Raw genomic sequence first — 23,652 nt, 5'->3', positions numbered from 1 at the left:
CTTTTTATCTGAGAAACGTACTCGACGAGGCGAGTTACTCTGCAGCCAGAGGCGGCGCGATAAACAGATCATCCGGCAAGGATGTCAGATCGCTCAAAAATCCATGCAGATCGGCACAGAGCGCCTCGAAACCCGCAAGCTTATGCAGGCTCTGCTCGTTCACGTAGATACTGCGATTGATTTCTATCTGCAGTGCATGGCAGGCCATGGCGGGCCTTCCGTAATGCTCGGTAATGAATCCACCTGCATAGGGCTTGTTGTGCGCAACGGTGTAGCCCAGATTCTGCAACAGATCGATGGCGGCGTGCGTGAGCCTCTCACTGCACGACCGACCAAAACGGTCACCAACAATGAAATCTGGCCGCGAGCCGACCTCACCGGGACGCACTCCTCCCGGCATCGAGTGGCAGTCGATCAGAACCGCATAACCAAAATGCTCGCGCGTGGACTGAAGCAGTGCATCAAGCGCATGGTGATACGGCTTGTAGAGGTCTTCGATGCGATAGAAGGCTTCGGCAAGTGGGATGCGTCCCGGATAGATTAACTGCCCCTCACCGACCAGACGCGGAACCGTGCCAAGCCCGCCGGCAACACGCGCCGACTGGCTGTTGACGAAAGGCGGCAGCGGCTCGGCAAACATACGCGGATCGAGTTCGTAGGCCTCACGGTTCACGTCGAGAAATGCGCGCGGGAAATGCGCCTTGAGCAAAGGCGCCCCTAGCCGTGTTGCCGAAGCAAACAACTCATCGACATAACAGTCTTCCGAATGGCGTATACTCAATGCGTCGAGACGCGAGGCCTCTACAAAGGAGTGCGGATAATAGCGTCCGCTATGCGGTGAATTGAAGACAAACGGAATGCGCTGTTCCGCCGGAGCGCATATCTCGAAGGGCGGTATCAGACTAAAATCGCGCTCCAAACTCATTCTTCACCCGTTTTCGACCGGAACACCCGAACCATCCGACGACGATCCTCACCAGTAACACACCAAATTACGTCAGACAGCCCATGCGTGCAAATGGCAGGAAGGCGAATCCCGCCGCTCGTGCATGGGCGTGCATATGCGACAATCCTGTCACACTGAACAGCTTGTTGCCAAATACGCGCCATAACAATTAACATTCGCGCGAGCATTCATTCCATATTTACCAAAGAAGCGTTTTCTACGGTGAATATCGAGTCGTTAAGGGTCAGCTTTTGGGCGATGAACACGACACAGAATTCGGACGGAAAAATGAAGAGAATCCTTCTAGCTGAAGATGACAATGATATGCGCCGCTTCCTCGTCAAGGCGCTGGAAAAAGCCGGATATCACGTAACGCACTTCGACAATGGTGCAAGCGCGTATGAAAGACTGCAGGAAGAGCCTTTCTCCCTTCTGCTGACCGATATTGTCATGCCGGAAATGGACGGTATCGAACTGGCGCGCCGCGCCACAGAAATCGATCCGGACCTGAAAATCATGTTCATTACCGGCTTTGCCGCTGTTGCGCTCAACCCCGATTCGGACGCACCACGCGACGCAAAGGTGCTTTCCAAGCCATTCCACCTGCGCGATTTGGTCAACGAAATCGAAAAAATGCTGATCGCCGCCTAAGGCGATCCAGCGGATTTGCGGTCCTTTGTTTTGTCATCAACAAAAAGACGAAAAAACTTCATAAAAGGGCATTGACGGGCGCAACGCGATATGGTGTATGCGCCACATCGAATGGGCGTGTAGCTCAGCGGGAGAGCACTACGTTGACATCGTAGGGGTCACAGGTTCAATCCCTGTCACGCCCACCATTCGATCTCCTTGAAATTGTTGATGTAATATGGATCTATATTACGTTTGATCCAGAACAGATTTTCAGCATAGCAAATTCAAAAGCTGATCGCGCTATGGCGCTTGCATCTGCAAACACGATTTCCTCAACACCCCTGGCTTTCAGCCTAACGATCACCATATCCCGAATTTGCATATATGAAGCTGAAGTACCCATATGGGCGGCTCCGGCTCCTCGATGCCTCATGGCATGGCTGTCTGTGCTTGATTTGAAAAGCCTAACTCGACCACCTGAGCAATAAGCTCGTTAATCCTCATTTTCCGGCCTATTCACGGATGCCTCCGCCGGTGTTGGATTTGGAGCGTTTCTGACCTGCCACTAAGAATTTCCTCCAGATTGGATTAGAGTTCGGCCCATTGAGGACGGACTTATGAAGAAGCAGAGATTTACGGAAGAGCAGATCATTGGGGTGTTGAAGGAGCAGGAGGCGGGCGTTAAGGCCGCTGATCTTTGCCGCAAGCACGGGATTTCCGAGGCGACCTTTTACAACTGGAAGGCCAAATACGGCGGCATGGAAGTGTCGGAGGCCAAGCGTCTGAAGGCGCTTGAGGACGAGAATGCCAAGCTGAAGAAGTTGCTGGCCGAGCAGATGCTGGATGTTGCCGCTCTTCGTGAGCTTCTCGGAAAAAAATGGTAGGGCCTGCCGCAAAGCGTGACGCCGTTGCACATCTGAAGGATATATTGGGTCTTTCGGAGCGGCGGGCCTGCCAGATTGTGTCGGCTGATCGCAAGATGATCCGCTATCGGTCCTGCCGACCGCCGGAGGTCGAATTGCGAGCAAAGTTGCGCGATCTGGCCAACGAGCGACGACGGTTCGGCTACCGACGGCTGTTCATTCTGCTTCGGCGAGACGGAGAGCCTTCCGGGGTTAATCGCATCTATCGGCTGTATCGCGAGGAAGGTCTTTCCGTGCGCAAGCGGAAAGCCAGGCGTCGTGCTGTTGGCACGCGTGCCCCGATCCTCGTCGAAGCAAAGGCGAATGCTCGCTGGTCGCTGGATTTCGTCCACGATCAGTTCACCTGCGGCAGACGCTTCCGCATCCTCAATGTGGTTGACGACGTCACACGTGAATGCCTGGCGGCGATCCCGGACACATCTATCTCCGGTCGCCGTGTCGCGAGGGAGCTGACGACGCTTGTCGAGCGAAGAGGCAAGCCCGGCATGATTGTTTCAGACAACGGGACCGAACTGACCTCAAATGCCATCCTCGCCTGGTCGAAGGATCACAAGGTCGAGTGGCACTACATCGCGCCGGGAAGACCGATGCAAAACGGTTATGTCGAGAGTTTCAATGGCCGCATGCGCGACGAGTTACTCAACGAGAGCCTGTTCTTTGGTCTCGATCATGCCCGGAGCGCCATTGCCGAATGGGCCGACGATTACAACAATTTCCGGCCCCACTCATCGCTCGGATACCAGACCCCGGCAGATTATGCAGGGATCATCGCCGCAACCGGCTCCAACGCTACGCAATTTGGAAGCTTCGCGTTTCCGCCGGTTGCTCCCATCACGCCATGTGGCGTATCAAAAACCGCCGAGGCTCTAATCGCAGCCGGATGAAACTTCAGTGGCAGGTCATTTCGACTGAGATCGCAATGATAAAAAATATAAAGGAAGCACGTGCCCAGACGATGGGGCAGCTTGTCCATCACTACATCCATGATGCGTGCGTGCTGGAAACTATAGACAAGCAGCTCGCAATAAATTCGTCAATGAAGGCTTTATCGAGTTTGTTTATAAAGGCATGCCGCTTCCAATTAAAAACGGCCAGACAATCTCACAGCCATGTATAACCGCTTCTATGATCACAACAACTCGGCCGAATGGGGCGGAACGCGTTATCGAAACAGGCATGGCTAGGGCTGCGGCGATCATAGTGCAGACTACTTTTTAGCGATGCCCGCCAATCCTATTCTCCTTGCCGAACAACCACTACAAATCGCGACAGATTCCCAGGCTGAACAAATCTGATCGGGAACTATCGGGCTTCAAACAGGTTATCCTGTTCTTCCCGGAGGATCAGTTCGTGCCCCACAGTTTCTGGAAAGGCTATCTCAAACTCTCGCTCGTCACTTGTGCAGTGGAGCTGACGCCCGCGACCAGCGACAGCGAGAAGGTGCGCTTCCACACCCTGAATGCCGAGACAGGCAACCGGGTGATCAGCCGATATGTGGATTCCATTACGCACAAGCCCGTACGGGATGATGATGAGGTCAAAGGGTTCGAGAAAGACGACGGCAGCTATATCGTTCTTGAAGAGGATGAGCTGGAAGCTGTGGCACTCGAGAGCACCAAAACTATAGACATCGAAAAGTTTGTGCCGCGCGACAGCATTGGCTGGATCTGGTACGACAAGCCGCATTATCTCGCGCCGTCCGACAAGGTAGGTCAGGAAGCCTTTTCCGTCATTCGGGAGGCAATGGAAAAAAGCGCAGTCTTCGGTCTGGCCCGCCTCGTCATGTACCGACGCGAAAGAGCCGTGCTTCTTGAGCCACGCGGACGCGGAATTGTCCTGTGGACGCTGCGCTTCGGCGATGAGGTGCGGAAAGCGACGCACTATTTTTCAGATATTGAGGAAGGCAAACCCGACACGAAGCTTCTTTCCATGGTCCGCAAGCTCGTCAAAGGCAAGACGGAAGATTGGAATCCCGATTTCCTTCAGGACCCAATGCAGAGGAACCTTCAGTCGATGATCGCTGCAAAGAAGAAAAAGAAAACGGCAACCGGGTCGAAGCCGCGCAAGACGGCAACAGAAACCGAAGGCAATGTTATCAACATCATGGATGCCCTCCGAAAAAGCCTCGCCGGTGAAAACAAAAAAAACTGATGCGAAGAGCGCTGCTTATTTCTTCAGCTTGGGCAGCGGTGTTTCCGCGCTGCGAAAATCCTGCCAGGGATCGCTATTCAATGCGGCCAGCCGGGTCGGCGTGTTGAGAATAGTAAAATGGGCGGGGCCTATTGCTGGCATCACTTCCTCCCACGCAAGCGGCATGGAAACTGCGGCACCGGGACGTGCCCGCGGCGAATAGGGTGCTACAGCAGTCATGCCGCGCTGGTTGCGCAGATAATCGATGAGAATTTTGCCCTTGCGCTTGGCCTTGGAAATAGTCGAGACATAATGGTCGGGGCTGTCTGCAGCCATCTGGCCGGCAATTGCCTTTGTAAAACTCTTGAGTGCGTCCCAGCTGGCCTTCGGCTTCAACGGCGCGACCACATGCAGCCCCTTCCCGCCGGACGTTTTAACAAACGCCGTCAATCCGAGCTTTTCCAGACGTTCCTTGGTCTCGGTTGCGGCTTGGATCACGCGTGGCCACGGAACCCCCTCCCCCGGATCGAGGTCCATGGTCAACATGTCAGGCAGCTCCCAGTTTTTGAGCGTAGAACCCCAGGGGTGAATTTCCAGCGTCGCGGCTTGCACCAGACCGATCAGCCCATTGAAGTCCCGAATGCTGATGTAAGGTTCTTCTTCCTTGTTCTTTGAGTCCTGAACCTCGACAATATGCTCATTCAGCCCTTTCCATGCATGCTTTTGGAAAAAATGTTCTCCGTCGATGCCGGTCGGGCAGCGCAGCAATGCCAGTGGACGATTGACGATAAAAGGTTCGATGCGAGGCCAGACTTCGGCGTAATAATCGGCAAGCCCCTGTTTTGTGACACCCTCGCCCGGCCAGTAAATCCGGTCGGGATGTGTGAGCTTCACGTCGATTTGCTCTGGGGCTTTGCCGGAAACACGAGCTGACACGGTTTGCTTCTCCCATATGATGTCCTTGGCAACCTTATCGTCGCGCAGTCCCCTGAAAGAAGCGTGACGCAATCGTTTGTCGGCCGTCCAGGCACGAAATTCGATTTCCGCTACCAGTAGCGGCGTGACGAACTTGGCTCCGCGCCGTTCATCAGCCGTCAGTGGCACGGCGAATGGGCTCTCTCCCTGCCGCATGGCTTGCAGCCGTTTGTAAAGTTCTTTTGCAATCCTGACCGAAAAGCCTGTTCCCACCCGGCCCACGGGAACCAGCCCCTTTTTATCCTGTACACCCAAAAGGAGCGAACCGATTGCCGCTCGCGTTGCCGTCGAGGGAACATAGCCTGCAATGACGAATTCCTGTCGTCCAATGCATTTCGACTTACGCCAATTGTTGCTGCGACCGCTTCTATAAGATGCCTCCCTGAGCTTCGACACAATGCCCTCAAGGCCAAGTCCGCAGGCATTCTTCAGTACCGCAGCCCCATCGGCATCAAAGGCCTCGCTGAAGCGAAGTGTTGACGATAATCCGTGAATTAATTTTTCAAGCAACGTTTTGCGCTCAACCAGAGGAGTCTGGCGGAGATCTTCACCATCAACATATAGAAGATCGAAGAGGTAATAAACGAACCGATCGGAACGTCCCTCGCTTAGATCCTCTTGCAAAGCTGAAAAGTCGGACAGTCCCGACTGGTTTTCGACAACGATCTCCCCATCAAATATGGCTTCGTTCACGCCCGTACCAACAAGATCTCTGGCGATCTGCTGGCCAAATTTTTCAGTCCAATCCAGCCCCCCACGCGAATAAAGAGCGACCTTGCCCCCCGCAATATGAGCCTGGATGCGATAACCGTCGAACTTGATCTCGTGAAGCCAGCGGTTTCCATCTGGAGCAGCTGATACGAGCGTAGCGAGCTCAGGTTTGACGAAACCCGGCATCGGTCGCTTCTTCGCATTTTTGATATTTGCGCCCCCACCCTCCCCTTGAGCGTTCGACTTTTTGTTGATCGGACCAGTTTTCGATGACCAACCTGGCGCTTCGTGTTCGACATCGGCGATGGCGCGGCCGGTTTTTACTGATTTCGGCATCTCTTCAAGAATGTCAGGTTCATCAGGATTTCTAGCAAACTCGTCCTCACCCTTGATGAGGAGCCAATTCTCTCGCTTCTCGTCTGGCTTTCCGTGCATCCGGACCAAATGCCAGCGACCTTTGAGTTTTCCCCCTGTGAGCTCGAACTCAAGATGCCCTTTCTTGTATTGCTTATGTGCATCACCAGTGGATTTCCAACGCCCTGTATCCCAGACGATAACTGTACCACCACCGTACTCGCCTTTAGGGATCGTGCCTTCGAAGTCCGCATATTCAAGCGGATGGTCCTCCACATGCACGGCCAGTCGCTTTTCGCCAGGAACAAGGCTTGGACCTCGCGTCACGGCCCAACTTTTCAGCACGCCATCCATCTCGAGGCGAAAATCATAATGCAGTCTGCGAGCATCATGTTTTTGTACCACAAAGAGCTCGCGTTTTGTGCGCGAAGACTTACCGCGCGGCTCGTTAGTGAGGGTAAAATCGCGTTTCCTGCGATAGGTTTCGAGTGGCTGTCCCATGATCAGCCAACCTTTTTTCTAGACTTTGTTCCAGATGCCGCCCCAGACTTGGCTTTGCCTTTTATTGCTTTGGTCGCCGCCTGCCCGGCCCGGCCCAGGTTTGCACTCTTGCGAAGAGCCTCCTTGAGATCGATAACCTCGGCAGTCTTCGGCGCAGCCGGCTTCTTGAGCGGTCTCCCCTCAATCTTCGCCTTTATCAAATCTGCCAGTGCTGCATCGTACCGGTCATCGAAGCCTGCGGGGTCGAAACTGCCCATCTTGGTGTCGATAATATGCTTCGCCAGGTCGAGCATTTCTTGATCAAACGTGAAAGTGCCCAAGTCGGCAAATGCCTCCGCTGCCGCTCGTACCTCATATTCGAAATTGAGCGTCGTGGCTATCAGACCACCATCGTCGGCACGGATCAGAACCTGTCGCGCGCGGCGGAACAGGACAGTCTCGGCGATTGCGGCTACCATTTCAGATTTCATACCCTCGCGAATGAGTACGAAACTATCGCTGTGTCCAACCGGAGCAAGATAATATGGCCGGTCGAGATAGACGTTGTCGATCTCGTCACATTTCACAAATCGGGTGACATTAAGCGTCTTGTCACTTTCGGGAATGGCCGAAGCGATTTCCGCTTCGTCGAAACTCAAATAGGTGCCGGACGACACTTCATAGCCCTTGACCTGCTTCTCGCGCGGCACCGGTTTGCCGGTATCGCTGTCTACGAACTCCCGGTTGAGGCGATTTCCGGTCTTACGATTAATCAGATGGAATGAAACACGTTCGGAAGTCGATGCCGCCGTGAACAGCGCGACAGGACACAAAAGCTGATCAATTTTCAGCTGTCCTTTCCAGTTCGCACGGGGTGCCATCGATTTATCCCTGCTTTCGTTAAGCACCGTCTTCGCCCAAGGTGGTACACCTGCACGCTTCAGATAGTGCGCGTACAAATCCGCTGATGAGAAGCGCGGGAAACCAAGGAGAACAATTCTCCCATCTCGCCTCCTCAATACTGGGGCTAGAACATACATTTTTGTACGGAGACAAACTCATGAAACGCCGAAATTGTTCCAATAATGCTCGGCTAGCCGTACTAAATGGCGTGAATAAATTTGTTAAACCGATTGGCAGGCCTTCGCTTAAAAACGTAAAAATTACGCCTAAGCAGCAACAATCGTCCCCTGAGCAACTGCTATCAACATCTCGTTACAGACGACCTTGCATTGACACACGGCTTGCCGTTTCCCCTTGCTTAGTGTCCATGCATGTGCCAGCAATTTGTCGCCTCTCGCAGGTCGAACAAAATTGATCTTGTACTCAGAGGTAAGCGCGTCGCCACCAAGAGCGAGCCCTCCCGCAAATGTAAGCGCATTGTCGGCCAGGTAGCTAATCACGCCCCCGTGAACATAACCATGCTGCTGGGTATGAAGCTCGTGTATAGTTAAGGAGATATCTGCGCTGCCGTCGCCTACCCCAACGAGTTCAGCACCTAGAAACTGACTGAAAGGCTGACTAAGAAATATCTCTTTGGCGAATTCTTCCAGATCCATCGATTGGCACTCCTTTCGCCCCTAAACCACATCCACTAGCTGACCCGATTGGACACGTTATCGCTTTTTGCGGATGCGCGAAGGAAAACGATGTCGACATGATTGTTAAGCACTAGACTCCTCATCTAAGATAACCAGGCCTCATATTTGCATCCTGATTAACAAGGGCCACGAATGAATATCCGTCAACTGGAAGCGTTCCACAATACCATAGAAACAGGCTCTGTGACCCTGGCTGCTGAACGGATGCGCATTTCTCAACCAGCCGTAAGCAAGCTCCTGCGCAGCTTTTCGGACGCATGTGGGTTTCGACTTTTCGTGCGATCCGGCGGGCGTCTGGCTCCCACGCTCGAAGCTCGCATGCTGGCTGTTGAAGTGGCCAAGATGTTCTCTGGCACTGACCGCGTGGCACGTCTGGCCGATGCGGTGCGCAACCAGGAATGGGGTGAAATCACACTGGTCGCTCCGGCCGCTTTGACAACCCGCTTCCTCGCACAGGCACTTGCCCCCCTACTTTCAGAACAGCCTGACATTCACTTTACCATGCGAAGCCTGCCATCGCCCCGGATCATTGAACTTGTTGCTGCACAACAGGTTGACATCGGCCTCAGCGTTCTCCCGTTCGAACATCCAAACGTTGAGGCCGAGCGCTTGATGCGGTTTGAGATGGTTTGTGTCCTGGCTCCCAGCCACCCACTTGCAAGTAAATCGGTAATCGACCTCGAAGACCTCGGGAACGATCCTTTCATTTCACTGGCCCGTGACGACTGTTCCTTGATGACAATTGATCGCGCGTTTCAGATCAAGGGCGTACAGAAACGAAATCGCATAGAGGTGCCTCTTTCCGAAACGGCCTGTTGTTTTGTCGCTAACGGAGTCGGTGTTTCGATCGTGCCGTCCTTTGTCGGACTCGATTTTGGTCCCGATGTCCTCTTGCGCAGAAGTATTTCACCTGAAACGACCATCGACCTTTGGCTTTACACGCCCAAAAGCCATCCAAAATCCCTGGCTGCCAGCAAGCTCATTGAATTTTTACGTGAAGCTGTCGCTCCCTTTGATAAACGCCGGTAATCCCTCAGCCAGGCGACCATTCCTGGTCCGGCAAAGCGATATAAGTTTTGGTTATAATGATTAGATAGTTTGCTATTTGACATTCATACCTCATCGGGCTTTCCTCCCCACCAAGAAAGAAAAACAGGCCGCACAATCGGTCTGCTGAATAAGGGGAATAAGTATGAGAAAAAGTCTGGCTCGTGGGCTGGTATTATTGACCCTGGCGCTATCGACATCCGCCAATGCTGGAATTTTGTCAGTGTGTGTGGAGGGCTCACCGGAAATATTCAATCCGCAGCTCAGCAACAATGGCACCACCTCCAACGTACTTGGAAACATCTACGACAATCTAGTTTCCGTGAAATCCAACAGTTCCGACATCGAACCTTCGCTGGCAGAGAACTGGACGATTTCCGATGATGGCCGCACCTACACTTTCAAGCTGAGAAAGGGTGTGAAATGGCAATCTAATGATCAATTCACACCCAGCCGTACGTTCAATGCAGATGATGTTGTTTTCACATTCGACAGGATGATGAAACCGGATCACCCTTATGCAAAAATCAACGGCGGCAATTATGTTACGTTCAATACAAAGCTTGCCGATATTCTGAAATCGGTCACCAAAGTCGATGACTATACGGTGGCTTTTGGCCTGAAAGAGCCACTGGCGCCCTTCATTGGCATCATGGCTCACCAATCACTGGCCATTACCTCGGCCGAATATGCTGACGCGTTGCTTAAAGCGGGAACACCTCAAAGCTTTGATCTTCAGCCGATCGGAACCGGTCCTTTCGCCCTACAGGACTATCAGCAGGATGCGATCATACGTCTGGCCCCCTTCAAGGATACCTGGGGTGCCGCAGCAGGGGACAAGAGCCGCACTCCGATGGTCGATACGCTGATCATGGCCATCAGCACCGATGCTTCGGTACGGTTACAACGTGCTCTGGCCGGCGAATGTCAGATTGCACTTTATCCCAACCTGGCCGACCGCGATCAAATCACGAAGAGTGAAAACCTCGATCTCATTCAATCACCAGTCGCTTCGACTGGTTTCATCGATTTCAATTTCCGTGATGACAAGTTCAAGGACAAGCGCGTGAGAACGGCTCTCGCTGAGGCAATCAATGTTCCCGCACTCGTTGATGCAGTCTATAACGGTATGGGCGTCGCGACCGGCGCCCTCATCCCACCGGTTCTGTGGGGGCATGACAAGGATCTGCCGCCACACGAGTACAATCCAGAAAAGGCAAAGGCGCTTTTAAAGGATGCAGGCTTTCCAGATGGTTTCTCGACACAGATATGGGCAATCCCCGTTTATCGACCCTATATGCCCAACGGCCGTCGTGCAGCGGAGATGATCCAGGCCGATTGGGCTAGGATCGGCGTGAAGGCGGAGATCGTTTCCTATGAATGGGGCGAATATATTCAACGCGCGCGCGCTGGAGAAGCAAAGGTAGCGATGTTCGGCGGCATCTATGATTTTCCCGATCCAAGCCAGATTCCGAACAACTATTTCATTTGTGATTCTGATGGCAAACCAAGCCCGTCCAATGTTGGCGCATGGTGCGACGAGGAATTTATTAGCCAGATGAACGAAGCGGGGCGCGTTACCGATAAAGAAAAGCGGATCGCCCTTTATAAAAAAGCTCAGGAGCGTTTCCACGAAGAAGTGCCCGCGGTCATCCTCGGCGGCGCGGATACACTGATGGCTGTGAGCAAAACTGTGAAGGGTTTTCAGCCAGCCATCTTCGGAACCAGTCGCTTTTCGGGTGTAACCGTCGAGTAAGGCGGATTCCGAGGCAAGACGCGCAGCCTTTAACATTGGGAGAAGACATGAAAGCCTTGATAATTGGTGCCGGCATTCTTGGAGCAAGCACCGCTTACCATCTGGCTCGGAAAGGCGTCGACGTGGAAATAGTCGATGCCGAGCATGAAGGGAAAGCAACATGGGCTGGCGCCGGCATCGTATGCCCTTGGGCAACCAAGCTCGAGGACGGTGATTTCTACAATATGTATGCCGCTGGCGCGCACTATTACGAATCATTGATTGATGGATTGAAGTCTTTTGGTGAAACCGATCTGGGTTATGGACAGGTCGGCGGACTTGTCGTCGCTGATGATAAGCAGGAATTTGACGCAGCGGCCGAACGTATCGTGCGTCGCGTAGCCAATGTTCCCGAAGCGGGCAACATCGTACATCTGAGCCCTTCTGCTGCACGTGAGAAGTTCCCACCCCTGCGGGAAGGCACAGAGGCCATTTACATTCCCGGTGCTGCCAGGGTCGACGCGCGACTGCTTTCTGCCGCCATGGTCCGCGCAGCATCATCTTTGGGCGCTAAAGTCCGAAAGGATCGTGTCTCACTTAGCCTGCAAGGCGGACAACCGGTTTGCTCTGCCAGCGACGGAGCGATAATCGAGGCCGATGAAATTGTGGTCACAGCTGGTGCCTGGGCTTCCCAGATTCTCGACCCTCTCGGCCTCAATCATCCTGTTGAGCCACAAAAGGGGCAGATCGTCCATCTACGTCTACCCGGAGTTGAGACATCGACCTGGCCGGTGCTCTTGCCAATGGGCAGCCACTATCTCCTAGCCTTTGACGATTCCCGTGTTGTGATTGGTGCAACCCGAGAAGAAAATTCAGGCTTCGATTATCGCGTCACTGCAGGCGGGCAGGCAGAAGTATTAAACGCTGGCCTTGCAATAGCACCTGGTCTTGCCACTGCTACACATATAGAGACCCGAATTGGCTTTCGGCCCGCATCCCGCACAGCGAAACCAATTCTTGGACGGGCCCCAGGAACAAAGGGGCTGATAATTGGCAATGGATTGGGAGCGGCCGGCCTGACGATTGGGCCCTTCGCCGGAAAACAGCTCGCCGACTTACTCACGGACAACAAAACAGAAATCGATCTTCGGCCTTATGCCCCTGCATAGAAGGCCTGACGGCTTATTAATTCAAATAATGGAAGAGGTAAGGATATGGTAACGCGTTACCGGAAACATCGCATCATGCATGCGGCGGTAGAACACAATGGCATGATTTTTGTTGGAGGTCATGCTGCGTCGGATATTTCAGTTGGCATGAAAGAACAGACCCAGCAGATATGCGAAAAGCTCGATAACGTATTGGCAGAATGTGGATCCAAAAAAACGCAACTTCTATCGGCCCGCATTTACTTGAGTGACATGTCCAAAAAAGAAGAGATGAACGAAGCATGGCTCGAATGGCTTGATGGAGACGATCTTCCCTCACGTGCCACAATTGGCGTTGCGGATCTAGGTGATCCCAAGAGATTGATTGAAGTCGTTGTCGTTGCGGCCAAGAACTAAGACGTCTTTACCGGGGTGCATCACTGCGCCCCGGTGCCGAATAGGGAGGATAAAATGGATAAAAAGCCAGCGCATATGGACGACCGTTACGTTACGACGGAAAGATATACGACAATGCGCGGAATTACCCAGGACGCCCGCCGTCATCTTTCCGATGTTTCCTGGAATTATCTGTGGTGTGGAACTGGCGACGAAATCACACTTCGCGAAAATACGGACGCCTTTGATCGATATCTGTTTGAGCCGCCGCTTTTTGCCGGTGTCAGCAATCCCGATACATCGACGCGTGTCCTAGAATTTGATCTGAGTTTTCCTGCTTTCGTCGCTCCTTTCGGCGGAGGGGAAAGCACATTTCACCCTGATGGTCATCTGGCATTGGGTAGAGCCGCGGAAACCATCGGTATCAAGCAGATGGTGCCGGTTGCTGCAGCTCACTCACTGGAAGAGGTCAAAGCCGCCTCTTCTGCTGCCGTTATGTTTCAGATGACATTTGCTGGAGACGAACAAGCGGCTCTGGATATGATACATCGCGCCAAAACTGCCGGGTATCAATACATTATCGCAACTTATTCTCCGATCCGACAATGGCGCGAAAGGATGATGGAGGATCGGTTTTCCGTCCGCGGCGACGACGGTCCCTCAAATTTCGGCCCAGGCAAATCCGACCCTGCCGCATTGACAGAACTGCTCGACTTTACCCAGCCGCGTTGGAACTGGAAACAGGCCGAATATGTCATGCAACAATCGCCATTGCCTTGTATCGTGAAGGGTGTTGGAAGCGTTCGCGACGCCAGGGCGGCACTCGATGCCGGAGCAAAGGCGCTTTATGTATCAAATTACGGTGGTCGTTCCATCGATCGCACAGCCGCTGCTGTCGATACATTAGGTGCCATACGCGAAGCCGTGAGTAACGAAACACCGATCATATTCGACAGCGGAATTCGTCGAGGAAGCGATATAGCTTGTGCGATCGCTCTTGGTGCCAACGCTGTGGCACTGGGACGTGTGCTTGCTTTGGGACTGGCCGCTGACGGCGAGAATGGAGCACGGCGTGTGTTGGAACTACTTCAGCGTGAATTCTGGACTACCCTTGGGCATCTGGGCTGCTCTAGCGTCTCCGAACTGACACCAGACGTCATCACGCGCATCTAGCTGTGCGCAATGCGCGGAAACACACAAGAGCCAGACATCAAGGTCAAGCTTCTTGGTCCTCGTCTGATCAGCAGCATGGTTCCCTCGCCTTGAAGGCGACACAGACCACCAAGCACGCTGCCACTTTAAAGTCGGAAAAAGGGGCCGGGAGCCTACAGCGTGCTTTTCGGCAAGATCAACCTTGGCCGATTTCCCGATATTCATATTCTACCGGTGTATCATTACTTCTCGTTTCCATAATGTTTTCACGGAATAATCACGAGCTCATTTGCCTCCCGCAAATCGGGGATTTGAGACATGTAGCCACGGCTAAGCAGAAAACAATGCTGGAAGCGGTATTTATCAGGGTGAGAAATCTGGTGGACGACTGAAAACCACAGGCCACGATTATTATGTGCGCAATATTTCGACATCGGCGCAGAACCAACGATTTTGGCTAGACGGACGGGGCCAAGCAGATTGGCCAGAACTGTGGTGATCTCACCGAGGCGCAGGATAGTTTCTTCGATAATCAGCAATTTCATGCACATTGCAAGGAATTGGTTTTCCGATCTTGACATATGTCATAAGTTAGAATTAGCTTGATTGAAATTGAGCAGATGTTGCTTCGAGGAGACCCATCCCAGGGTGAAGCACGTTGAGCTTGGGAGGAAATATTCGTGACCAAATGGTACATTGCAATCGTCGATTGCATGATTGCGGGCGACCGTGTTTCACGCGGAGCAACCGCCTGCAAACGGTTGAGCGCGGATCAAAAACCGATTTGTGAATTGCAGGGCGCTTCGTCCGGTTCGGTGAAGTCTCTATGAGTTACGAATTCAGTTTCAGCTTCCTGAGCCAGTACTGGCCGCTGTTGCTCAAGGGCACATTCGCAACCATCCAGATGTCCCTGATAGTTACAGTGCTCGGTTTCATCTTGGGCACGATCTGTGCGGTTGCCAGCATCAGCAAATACAAACTCCTGCGCATTCTCGTGGCGATTTACGTAGAAGCAATTCGCAATACGCCGCTGCTGGTCCAGCTATTTCTGGTTTATTTCGGCCTGTCTTCGATGGGTGTCAAATTTTCCGCTCAGACATCGGCGCTGATCGGCCTGACCATCAATGTCGGCGCCTATTCTAGTGAGATCATTCGCGCAGGCCTGCAGGCCATTCACCCCGGCCAGTTGGAAGCTGCCGATACGCTGGGGCTGTCGCGTCTGCAGATGCTTGCAGGGATCATGTTGCCGCCTGCGCTTGAAAAAGTTTATCCCGCGCTCGTTAGCCAGTATGTACTGCTGATGCTGGCAACCAGCGTGGCATCGCAAATCTCGGCTGAAGAGCTGACCGGTGCGGCGGCGCGCATCCAGTCGATGACATTTCGTTCTTTCGAAGTCTATCTCGTCATTCTGGTCATCTATCTTGTCCTTTCCCTTTTGATGCGTGGGCTGTTCAAGCTTCTGGGGTCGGTGTTGTTTCCACGCAAGCGCCGTCTTGGCACCAATCTTTAGGAGGTCGGGATGTTTACGAATTTCTCCTGGATTCACATCGAAGTTTTGCTGCAGGGATTGATTTGGACAGTCTTGCTCTCCGTCATTGCCTTCATATTTGGTGGCTTGCTAGGCTTTGCGGTAGCATTGGCCGGTATAGCAAAAAGCAAGGCTCTGGTTGCTCTGGTTGATGCCTATATCGTTCTCGTGCAGGGCACGCCGGTCCTGATCCTGATGTTCATCGTTTACTTCGGATTGCCGGTCTTCGGCATTGAAGTTTCGTCACTCTTTGCCGCCAGCCTTGCGATGACAATCTTTGCGAGCGCTTTCCTTGGTGCCATCTGGCGAGGCAGCCTACAATCCGTGCCACGTACGCAATGGGAAGCTTCCGATTGCTTGGCTTTGACTGGCTTGGAGGGGCTCTGGCTTGTCATCATGCCGCAAGCCATGCGTATCGCGACGCCTCCAACAGTCGGCTTCATGGTTCAAATCGTCAAGAATACGTCGCTCGCGTCGATCATCGGCATGGCCGAGATGACTTATATCGGCAAAGAAATCAACGCTTCGACGTTTCAGCCCTTCACGACCTATCTCGTGATCGCATTCTTCTACTTTTGCATTTGCTTTCCGCTCTCAGCGGCCAGCCGGAAATTCGAGAGGATGTACAGTGTCAGCCGTCGTTAAGTTCGTTGACGTTCATAAAAGCTATGGCTCGCTGCCGGTGCTCAGAGGTATCAATCTCGAAATTGAAAAGGGGCAGGTTGTTGCTCTGATTGGACGAAGCGGTTCAGGCAAAAGTACGGCGCTGCGTTGTGTCGACCGACTTGAAACAGTCAATAGCGGGGATATCTGGGTTTGTGATCATCGCGTGAGCGATCCTGATATCAATCTGCGCGCGCTGCGTCAGGACGTCGGCATCGTCTTCCAGAGCTACAATCTTTTCCCACATCTGACGGTTGAACAAAACATCACTCTGGCGCTGCGTTGGGTCAAGAAAATGGCGAAACCAGCCGCGCGGGAAATAGCCGACGTCGTTTTGCGGCAGGTTGGGCTGGCGGAAAAGATCGATTCCTATCCTGAGCAACTATCCGGCGGACAACAGCAACGCGTGGCTATCGCCCGTTCCTTGGCAATGAAACCGAAAGTTATGCTGTTCGATGAGGTTACCTCGGCACTTGATCCTGAACTGACTGGCGAAGTGCTGAAGGTCATAGAGGATCTTGCCAGGAATGGCATGACAATGCTGCTCGTCACCCACGAAATGGACTTCGCTCAACGCGTCGCAGACAAGATTGTCTTCATGCATCAGGGTCAGATTTGCGAACAGGGCAGCCCGGCCATTTTAACGAGCCCGCAGACCCCTGAATTGCGCAGCTTCGTTGGCGCGCGCCACTGAACATCCAATCAAAGCGTGTGGTGTCGATGAGGAGCGACATCACCAACAACAGGAGGAGGAAACATGACCATTATGAATAAGAGAAAACTTCTGGCGATTATGGGCCTTGGCATCGGCATGGCCGCCATGATGGCACAGCCATCCTTTGCCGATCAGTTGGATACGATCCGTCAGAAAGGCAAGCTGCAGGTCGCCATTGATCTTGGAAACCCGCCTTATGCGATGCGCGATGCGCAATTCCAGCCGACAGGTTCGGAAGTGGAAACAGCGAAGCTGCTGGCCAAAGACATGGGTGTGGATATTGAGTTCCTGACGGTTCCAACCTCGGGCCGCATTCCATTCCTGGTTTCGGGCAAGGCGGATCTGGCCGTATCGACACTGTCGATAACAAAGGAGCGGCTTGAGGTGGTGGATTTCAGCATACCCTATGCTGAAACCGCAATTGTCGTTGCAGCACCGAAAGAAGCAAACGTAAAATCCTATGCGGATCTTACCGATGCATCGGTTGCGGTCACCCGCGGCACGGTCAATGACACCAATCTGACGGAAAAGACCGCGGATGTTTCCGGCGTCCAGATCGTTCGGTTTGAAGATGATCCGACATCGAGCGCGGCAGTAACCAGCGGTCAGATTGCTATCTATGCAACATCTCGTCCGCTTTTGACCGAACTGATCAAGGCCAATCCCAAGCTCGACCTCGAAGAGAAGTTTATCGCGAAGGCATATCCACTTGGTATTGCTCTCCGCAAAAACGAGCCAAAGCTCAAGGAATGGATCGACAGCTGGATAAAGACCAATCTCGACAATGGCAAGTTGATCGACATTTACGAAAAATATCATGGCGCTCGTCTGGACCCCCAGAAGCTGCTGGCCAGTGACTTGCCTCGGTCGTGACACAGCTGCCGTCGCGGGGCAGGTGCAAACCAGCCCCGCCACAGCAATTGCCTGAATGCTGATGGAACGGAACCTTGCTCTTGAGAACTTGGACGATCCCGGGACCAGTAGATTAACGTGCAGGAATGAAATGATGACAGACAAGTTCAGTGTAAGAGACAAAATTGCCATTGTAACAGGTGGACTGGGGCAGCTCGGAACGCAGTTCAGCAAGTCACTTGCCGAGGCTGGCGCCAAAGTGGCGATCTTCAGTCGCCGCGCAATCGACGCCGCCGATCTCGAAGCAAAGTTTCCGGGTTTGACGAAGAACATTCGCGTCTATGTGGCAAGCGTTACGGATAAGGCCAGCCTGGAACAGGCAACCGAAAAATTGATTGCCGATTGGGGCGTGCCGCATATCCTGGTCAACAATGCTGGTATCGATTCAAAGCCGTCAGGATCGGCTGACCAGAATAGCCGTTTTGAAATCTATCCGCAGAAATACTGGAACGAGATTATCGAGACCAATCTGACCGGTGTGATGCTGTGTTGTCAGGTCATCGGCTCGAAGATGGCCGACGCCAGACGCGGCAGCATCATCAATGTCGGTTCGATCTACGGTATCGTTTCACCAAATCAGGCTCTTTATGCCTATCGCGAGGCGCGGGACGGCGAGCCCTTCATCAAGGCAGTATCCTACGCAGCTTCGAAATCCGGCCTTGTCAACTTGACCAGATATCTCGGTACCTACTGGGGAACTAAGAATGTCAGAGTTAACCTGATTTCATTCGGTGGCGTAAAAACCGCCAACTTCGACAAAGAATTTGTGGATGCGTTTCTCGAACGTGTTCCCATGAACCGACAAGCGGAAATCGATGAATATAATGGCGTGATACAGTTTCTGGCATCCGATGCCTCGTCATATATGACAGGTTCGAATGTCGTCGTAGATGGAGGCTTTACGGCATGGTAACAGAACCGGCAGACAATCGAACGCTGACAAGCCGTGCGTTACCTGATCGTGACAAGCTGCACGTCTCGGTCGTTGAGGCGCTGGAAGCACAGATACTTTCCGGTAAGCTCAAGATTGGCGATCGTCTGCCTGCCGAAGCTGCAATGGCGCGTGAATTCAATGTGAGTACGCGATCGGTTCGTGAAGCGCTTCAGATTCTCGAAACAAAAGGGCTCGTTCGCCGCAAGCACGGTGAAAGAGCGCTAGTTGTCCGCGACGATGTCGGGGAATTTCTCGGTTCTCTGGCAACGACCGTCAAACAACTCTTTGCCAACAACTCCGACTATCTGGTCCAGTTGATGGATGTGCGCCGGATCATCGAGACGGAAGTCGTGACGCGGCTGAGTTCGGAAAACCTGTCGATGATGCCGGAAGTGGACGAGGCGCTCGCCAATATGAGGGCCGCGGCCGACGCCAAAGATATGGCTCGATTTACCGATAGCGATGCCGCATTCCATCTCGGGCTCGTGCATTCCGTTGGCAACGAGATCCTCAACGTCGTCTATGACAATCTTTTCTCGATCATCATCGATGTCATCAGGGTTACCAGCCGCGTACCGAACAAGTCGCTGGAGGACGGGTTCGCCGAGCATGAGGAAATCTACAACCTCATAACGGCCAGAGAGCCGGAGACTGCTCGCCAAGCTATCCGCAGACAGATCGATGAAAGTTCGCGCTATCTCAAGGTTGCGCTGGACAATTCCAATCTCAAGAACAGGGACAAAACCAAATGAGCAACTTCGATTATTCCGATACAGACTGGACGTCGATCGAGCGTCTTTCGAAATGGTATTCCGGCGATGTCCATGACAGTCTGGAACAACTCGGCGGCTGGGGGTATTTGGACGGAATATCATTACAAGGTGAGTTGAAGCCGGGCGAAGTGGTCTGCGGTCCCGCCGTCACAGTGCAGTTTGCTCCAAGCGAGCGTCGCAATCAGCCGCAGGATGTCTATCACAACGCTATCGACAACGCGCCAAAAGGTGGAATTGTTGTCGTGGATGCATCCTGCGCGCAAGGCTCCTGCTCGGGAGAGTTGATGAGTTCGGGTGCTAAGACGCGTGGCGCTGCGGCGACGATTGTCAATGGTACTGTCCGTGATATCGCGCAGGTTCGCCATCTGGGCTATCCGCTTTTCGGTCGCGCCCGGTCTCCTGTTTCTGTGTCCGGCAAGATGGAACCGAAGCTCTCGCAAGTTCCAATCGAAATAGCCGGTGTGAAAATTGCTCCGGGCGACGTTATCTTCGCGGATATTGACGGGGTTGTGGTCATTCCCAAGACCATGGTTGCCGCAGTGGCCGATCAGGCCGACAAGCTGGGCGCAAATGAAGCTTCGGCGCGTGACCGCATTCTCGGTGGTGAGAAGCTTCAATCGGTCTGGCCGGTAGAGTCGAAATACGGCGCGTAGCCGAAGCCGGAACGCATCTTCGAAGAGGCGAGAACTCACCCCGGTGCATCATGCGGTGAGCTATCAGATCAGCCTTGTATCGGCAAAAGATAGCAAACACTTCGGCAAGCGTCATAAAGCCAAGGCACATGCGAGTTCTCGACACAGATTATATACAGAGGCGGCCAGTTGAGTTTGGCCGCCCCTTTCCATGCAGATGTTTATGCAGTTCAGCCCCCTATCCAGACTGCCTGGTGTCTGGAGGATAGAAGCTGATAGTCACACCACTGAGTGCAGACCCTTCTCAATAACCGCTTCAGCCCTCTCTTGTTTTCGTTCAGCTTCACATTTCCAGACCCGCCTTGCGACTTTCCAGCGTAGAGATGAGGTTGAAACCGATGGACCGGAGGGGTTCCGGAGCAATCCAGCTCGCTGTACCCATGATGGCAGACATGCTTGTATGCTCGCCTTGGCCCAGCATAAGTTCTGCAAGATGTCGCCCAAGCATTGTCCCTTTGGCAATGCCGCTCCCATTGCAGCCTCCCGATGCATAGAGACCGTCTTCAACACGCCCCCACCACGGAGCCCCATTCATTGTGAACGCAGTCGTACCAGCCCACAAATACTCCAGTTGCATGTCTTTGAGATTTGGCCAACGGCGTTCAAAGCGATCCCTGAGCTTGTTCGAAGCCTCGCGCTCGCCAAGCTCGGCCTCATGCGCATATAGACTGCGTACCATAATCCGATTACGGCCAATGCGACGCAACGTCGTGCCAAGCCGGTGCGAGGGCAACAGGCCCCATGCCTCGGACTCGCCGAGTTCATCAAGCCGATTATCAGCAATTTCTTCAGTCACGGCAGCATAAGTGTAAATGGTCGCCATGCGCGACTTCAGGTAGCCGAACTTGCGGATAAAGGCATTCGTCGCCAAGGCAAGGTTCTTACATTTTACAACGCCACCCGGCGTCTCCAAAACCCACCCATCGCGCTTGACTAGAGTCTTGACTGGTGTGTTTTCAAAGATCGCAATGTCGTTTGGCAACGCATCGGCAAGACCGCGTATCAAGGCGGCGGGTTGTAGCAGCCATGTATCCTGCATGTGGATGCCAAAGCGATAATAAGCACTCCCGATGCGACGATGGATGTCCTCCCGCGATAGGATAGTGTGAGAAATTTTATTGACGCGAGCTACTTCCGCTACATTGCGTAACGACGCTTCGCCAAGTTCTGTCGCCGCGCCGCGGATCGATCCTACCTGTCGCATGTCACAATCAATGTTGTTGTCATGGATGATCTGCATCAGCCATTCGAAAGCTTCGTTAAAAAAGCCGGATTGAAGACGCGCCTTTTCAGCCATTTCTATCGAAGCATTGCGCGGCAATACATCCGAGCCTGTGAAACCCGAATTTCGGGCAGAAGAACCTTCCCCTATAGTAGTCGCTTCAATCACTGCGATACTGGCGTCAGGGTTCAGTTCACGCAATCGACGTGCGATGGCGAAACCAGTGAATCCGGCTCCGACAATTGCGTAATCAACCGTAATGTCTTGGGTGAGTGCGACGCGCGGTTGGCGTGGCGGGAGCATGGCATTCCAACCGCACAGGTTGGAATAGGAGGGATAGGTTAGCTTTGTCATTTTGGTGCCTGAAAGATTTCGGGATAGTGCACCGCACCATCCCGATTGCTCTTATCATTCCTTGAAGTGAGCTTGTTCGGTGAGTAGCGGGCCCAGCGACATCGAGCCCTTGAGCTCGAAGCCCCAGTCAAGCTTTTCGTTCCTGATCCAGACCTGGGCAGTCTCTGTCACCGGCACAGCGCAAACATCAGCGACAATCAATTTCTGCGCTTCCTGCCAGAGTTCGACCTGCTTTTTGGGATCAACCTCCGTGCGAGCGGCCTCAATCTGCTTGTCGGCAACCGAGCAATGGCTGAAGTTTGTTACTTGCCCTGGTGCACCAATAGCGCTGTTGGAGTGGTAGAATTGCGTTAGATACGTGTCGGCAACAGGGAAGCGTGCCGCACCGTAATCAACAAGCGGGCTTAAGTCCTTGCGGATCATCTGATGCCAAGTCGCATGTTCAACCGGTTCAAGTTCAAGCTTGATGCCGGCCTTGGCAAGCTGCGCCTGGAGAAGCTGGTCCGTGGTCGCATAACTAGGCATCTGGCTGGAAATCATCTTGACGGTAAGACCATTGGGAAAACCCGCTTCTGCAAGTAGTGCTTTCGCCTTGTCTACATCGGGTTGAGCGAGGCCTGGATCGGGATTGAGGCCCAGATTGTTCGAAGGAATGACCGACTTTGCAACTCGCGTGAACTCAGGCCCACGGAACTGCGCAATCTGTGCAGGATTAATCGCGTAGGCAACGGCCTGTCGGACTCTGATGTCATCGAACGGCTTCTGGTTGCGGTTGATATGTACCACGGTTAATTCGGCAGGATCGAAGATATCGACCTTGGCTCCGGGTGTTTCCTTCATTCGCTGTAACCAGCGCCGATCAGTCGTACCCGCGGATACATCGATTTCGCCTGCTGTAAAGGCAAGGTCACGACCTGCCGCAGCGTTGAGAAAACGATAAGTCACCTTTTCGATCTTCGGCTTGCCACGGAAATACTTTTCGTGGGCAATAAAATGAACCGCAACACCGGGTTCGATTGATTCAAACTGGAAAGGCCCAAAACCAACAGGATTACGGGTAAAGCCCTCCCCGCGCTCTTCATACGCTTTCTTGCTGATGATGAAGCCGCCGGAATAGTTGGTCACAAGGCCAAGCAGACTTGGAACCTGATTTGCCAGCGTGATGCGCACGGTGTGCGGGTCTATGGCCTCTACGCTTTTGATTGCCTTATAGTCTGTTGCAAAAGCTGAACGCTTCGGATCTGCCGCCTTCTGCAGACTGAAAACGACATCATCGGCCGTCACTTCGCCATAGCCATGTTGCCATTGCACGCCAGGGCGCAGTTTGAAGGTCCAGACCAGATTATTGTCTGTTGCCTCCCAGCTTTCGGCAAGGTCACCTTCAATGGTCGCCGGATCGGTAGAGCCGGGCGCGAATCTGACCAGTCCTCCAAAAATCCATGCGACGAGGGTACGGTCCGACGTACTCGCGGCGAAGTGCGGATCCAAATTGCCGATATCTGCAGCGGCGGCACCAAGGCGTAATTCGGTCTGTGCTGCGTATGCCGACAGCGTGCCTAGTGCCGTGAAGGCCATGAGAGCGGCAAGCGCCGGTGGACCCATGATGCTTTTCAGTTTCATGATTGTTC

The 23,652-nt window shown here is 53.3% G+C and carries 23 protein-coding genes, 1 tRNA gene and 1 pseudogene; 18 read left to right on the top strand and 7 right to left on the bottom strand.

Annotated features, from left to right (window positions below; genetic code table 11):
• Nucleotides 1-34 precede the first annotated feature (34 nt).
• Nucleotides 35-925 (bottom strand): N-formylglutamate amidohydrolase, encoded by an 891-nt coding sequence (locus tag CQZ93_RS16705; RefSeq protein ID WP_105543749.1) that lies wholly within the window; start codon nucleotides 923-925, stop codon nucleotides 35-37.
• 309 nt (nucleotides 926-1,234) lie between these two features.
• On the opposite strand from CQZ93_RS16705, the gene cpdR reads away from it, so the two are divergent.
• The 5 genes from cpdR (at nucleotide 1,235) to ku (CQZ93_RS16680) (ending at nucleotide 4,653) form a co-directional block, all read left to right on the top strand.
• On the top strand, nucleotides 1,235-1,597 hold the full coding sequence (gene cpdR / locus CQZ93_RS16700) for a cell cycle two-component system response regulator CpdR (protein WP_002966536.1): 363 nt from the start codon (nucleotides 1,235-1,237) through the stop codon (nucleotides 1,595-1,597).
• 113 nt (nucleotides 1,598-1,710) lie between these two features.
• Nucleotides 1,711-1,785, top strand: a tRNA-Val gene (locus CQZ93_RS16695).
• A 411-nt stretch (nucleotides 1,786-2,196) separates the two neighbouring features.
• Nucleotides 2,197-3,386 (top strand): IS3 family transposase gene (locus CQZ93_RS16690; RefSeq protein WP_105543491.1). Its coding sequence is split into 2 segments (ribosomal slippage): nucleotides 2,197-2,449 and nucleotides 2,449-3,386, totalling 1,191 coding nucleotides; the frame shifts between segments, so codons are not numbered across the junction.
• 106 nt (nucleotides 3,387-3,492) lie between these two features.
• On the top strand, nucleotides 3,493-3,720 hold the full coding sequence (locus CQZ93_RS16685; RefSeq protein ID WP_105543748.1) for a class I SAM-dependent methyltransferase: 228 nt from the start codon (nucleotides 3,493-3,495) through the stop codon (nucleotides 3,718-3,720).
• Between the two features lie 132 nt (nucleotides 3,721-3,852).
• The gene (gene ku / locus CQZ93_RS16680) at nucleotides 3,853-4,653 is read left to right on the top strand and encodes a non-homologous end joining protein Ku (RefSeq protein WP_105545179.1); all 801 of its coding nucleotides are present in this window, start codon (nucleotides 3,853-3,855) and stop codon (nucleotides 4,651-4,653) included.
• Between the two features lie 15 nt (nucleotides 4,654-4,668).
• On the opposite strand, the gene ligD is transcribed toward ku (CQZ93_RS16680), so the two are convergent.
• From ligD to CQZ93_RS16665, 3 genes are all read right to left on the bottom strand, one after another.
• Entirely contained in the window at nucleotides 4,669-7,173 is a 2,505-nt protein-coding gene (gene ligD, locus CQZ93_RS16675; protein WP_105543747.1) for a DNA ligase D, read from the bottom strand.
• A 2-nt stretch (nucleotides 7,174-7,175) separates the two neighbouring features.
• Complete coding sequence (ku, locus tag CQZ93_RS16670) at nucleotides 7,176-8,033, bottom strand: non-homologous end joining protein Ku (RefSeq protein ID WP_105543746.1); 858 nt, start codon at nucleotides 8,031-8,033, stop codon at nucleotides 7,176-7,178.
• Between the two features lie 288 nt (nucleotides 8,034-8,321).
• Entirely contained in the window at nucleotides 8,322-8,711 is a 390-nt protein-coding gene (locus CQZ93_RS16665; RefSeq protein WP_105543745.1) for a PaaI family thioesterase, read from the bottom strand.
• A 174-nt stretch (nucleotides 8,712-8,885) separates the two neighbouring features.
• Here CQZ93_RS16665 and CQZ93_RS27015 point away from each other — a divergent pair.
• The 6 genes and pseudogenes from CQZ93_RS27015 to CQZ93_RS16640 all read left to right on the top strand — a co-directional run.
• Nucleotides 8,886-9,056: pseudogene (locus CQZ93_RS27015) on the top strand (LysR family transcriptional regulator); the annotation flags it as partial.
• A 15-nt stretch (nucleotides 9,057-9,071) separates the two neighbouring features.
• Entirely contained in the window at nucleotides 9,072-9,782 is a 711-nt protein-coding gene (locus CQZ93_RS16660; RefSeq protein WP_286154273.1) for a LysR substrate-binding domain-containing protein, read from the top strand.
• Between the two features lie 163 nt (nucleotides 9,783-9,945).
• Nucleotides 9,946-11,556, top strand: coding sequence for an ABC transporter substrate-binding protein (locus CQZ93_RS16655; RefSeq protein ID WP_105543743.1), 1,611 nt, complete (start codon nucleotides 9,946-9,948; stop codon nucleotides 11,554-11,556).
• 47 nt (nucleotides 11,557-11,603) lie between these two features.
• On the top strand, nucleotides 11,604-12,704 hold the full coding sequence (locus CQZ93_RS16650; protein ID WP_105543742.1) for an NAD(P)/FAD-dependent oxidoreductase: 1,101 nt from the start codon (nucleotides 11,604-11,606) through the stop codon (nucleotides 12,702-12,704).
• 45 nt (nucleotides 12,705-12,749) lie between these two features.
• Nucleotides 12,750-13,100 carry a RidA family protein gene (locus tag CQZ93_RS16645; RefSeq protein ID WP_105543741.1) on the top strand — a complete coding sequence of 117 codons (351 nt, stop codon included), beginning with the start codon at nucleotides 12,750-12,752 and terminating at the stop codon, nucleotides 13,098-13,100.
• A 54-nt stretch (nucleotides 13,101-13,154) separates the two neighbouring features.
• The gene (locus tag CQZ93_RS16640) at nucleotides 13,155-14,252 is read left to right on the top strand and encodes an alpha-hydroxy acid oxidase (RefSeq protein WP_105543740.1); all 1,098 of its coding nucleotides are present in this window, start codon (nucleotides 13,155-13,157) and stop codon (nucleotides 14,250-14,252) included.
• Nucleotides 14,253-14,497: 245 nt separating this feature from the next.
• Here the strand turns inward: CQZ93_RS16640 and CQZ93_RS16635 are convergent, their stop codons facing one another.
• Nucleotides 14,498-14,776, bottom strand: a complete 279-nt coding sequence (locus tag CQZ93_RS16635; protein WP_146114465.1) for a hypothetical protein — start codon at nucleotides 14,774-14,776, stop codon at nucleotides 14,498-14,500.
• 281 nt (nucleotides 14,777-15,057) lie between these two features.
• Between CQZ93_RS16635 and CQZ93_RS16630 the strand changes: the two genes are divergently transcribed.
• The 7 genes from CQZ93_RS16630 (at nucleotide 15,058) to CQZ93_RS16600 (ending at nucleotide 20,409) form a co-directional block, all read left to right on the top strand.
• Complete coding sequence (locus tag CQZ93_RS16630; RefSeq protein WP_105543738.1) at nucleotides 15,058-15,741, top strand: amino acid ABC transporter permease; 684 nt, start codon at nucleotides 15,058-15,060, stop codon at nucleotides 15,739-15,741.
• A gap of 9 nt (nucleotides 15,742-15,750) precedes the next feature.
• The gene (locus tag CQZ93_RS16625; RefSeq protein WP_105543737.1) at nucleotides 15,751-16,404 is read left to right on the top strand and encodes an amino acid ABC transporter permease; all 654 of its coding nucleotides are present in this window, start codon (nucleotides 15,751-15,753) and stop codon (nucleotides 16,402-16,404) included.
• A complete protein-coding gene (locus tag CQZ93_RS16620) occupies nucleotides 16,388-17,116 on the top strand; it encodes an amino acid ABC transporter ATP-binding protein (protein WP_105543736.1) in 729 nt (242 codons plus the stop codon). The genes CQZ93_RS16625 and CQZ93_RS16620 overlap by 17 nt, the downstream gene beginning before the upstream one ends.
• Before the next feature lie 63 nt (nucleotides 17,117-17,179).
• Complete coding sequence (locus CQZ93_RS16615; protein WP_210201108.1) at nucleotides 17,180-18,010, top strand: transporter substrate-binding domain-containing protein; 831 nt, start codon at nucleotides 17,180-17,182, stop codon at nucleotides 18,008-18,010.
• 130 nt (nucleotides 18,011-18,140) lie between these two features.
• Nucleotides 18,141-18,962 carry an SDR family oxidoreductase gene (locus CQZ93_RS16610; protein ID WP_210201107.1) on the top strand — a complete coding sequence of 274 codons (822 nt, stop codon included), beginning with the start codon at nucleotides 18,141-18,143 and terminating at the stop codon, nucleotides 18,960-18,962.
• On the top strand, nucleotides 18,956-19,735 hold the full coding sequence (locus CQZ93_RS16605) for a FadR/GntR family transcriptional regulator (protein WP_105543734.1): 780 nt from the start codon (nucleotides 18,956-18,958) through the stop codon (nucleotides 19,733-19,735). Before CQZ93_RS16610 ends, CQZ93_RS16605 begins: the two co-directional genes overlap by 7 nt.
• Nucleotides 19,732-20,409, top strand: a complete 678-nt coding sequence (locus CQZ93_RS16600; protein ID WP_105543733.1) for an RraA family protein — start codon at nucleotides 19,732-19,734, stop codon at nucleotides 20,407-20,409. The genes CQZ93_RS16605 and CQZ93_RS16600 overlap by 4 nt, the downstream gene beginning before the upstream one ends.
• 322 nt (nucleotides 20,410-20,731) lie before the next feature.
• Here CQZ93_RS16600 and CQZ93_RS16595 read toward each other — a convergent pair whose 3' ends face one another.
• Nucleotides 20,732-22,024 (bottom strand): NAD(P)/FAD-dependent oxidoreductase, encoded by a 1,293-nt coding sequence (locus CQZ93_RS16595; RefSeq protein ID WP_105543732.1) that lies wholly within the window; start codon nucleotides 22,022-22,024, stop codon nucleotides 20,732-20,734.
• 54 nt (nucleotides 22,025-22,078) lie between these two features.
• Entirely contained in the window at nucleotides 22,079-23,644 is a 1,566-nt protein-coding gene (locus CQZ93_RS16590) for an ABC transporter substrate-binding protein (RefSeq protein ID WP_105543731.1), read from the bottom strand.
• Nucleotides 23,645-23,652: the final 8 nt, after the last annotated feature.

The sequence above is a fragment of the Ochrobactrum vermis genome (genome assembly GCF_002975205.1).
Classification (GTDB): Bacteria; Pseudomonadota; Alphaproteobacteria; order Rhizobiales; family Rhizobiaceae; genus Brucella; species Brucella vermis.
Note: the sequence above shows the minus strand (reverse complement) of the source record. Positions and strands in the feature narration are given on the sequence as shown.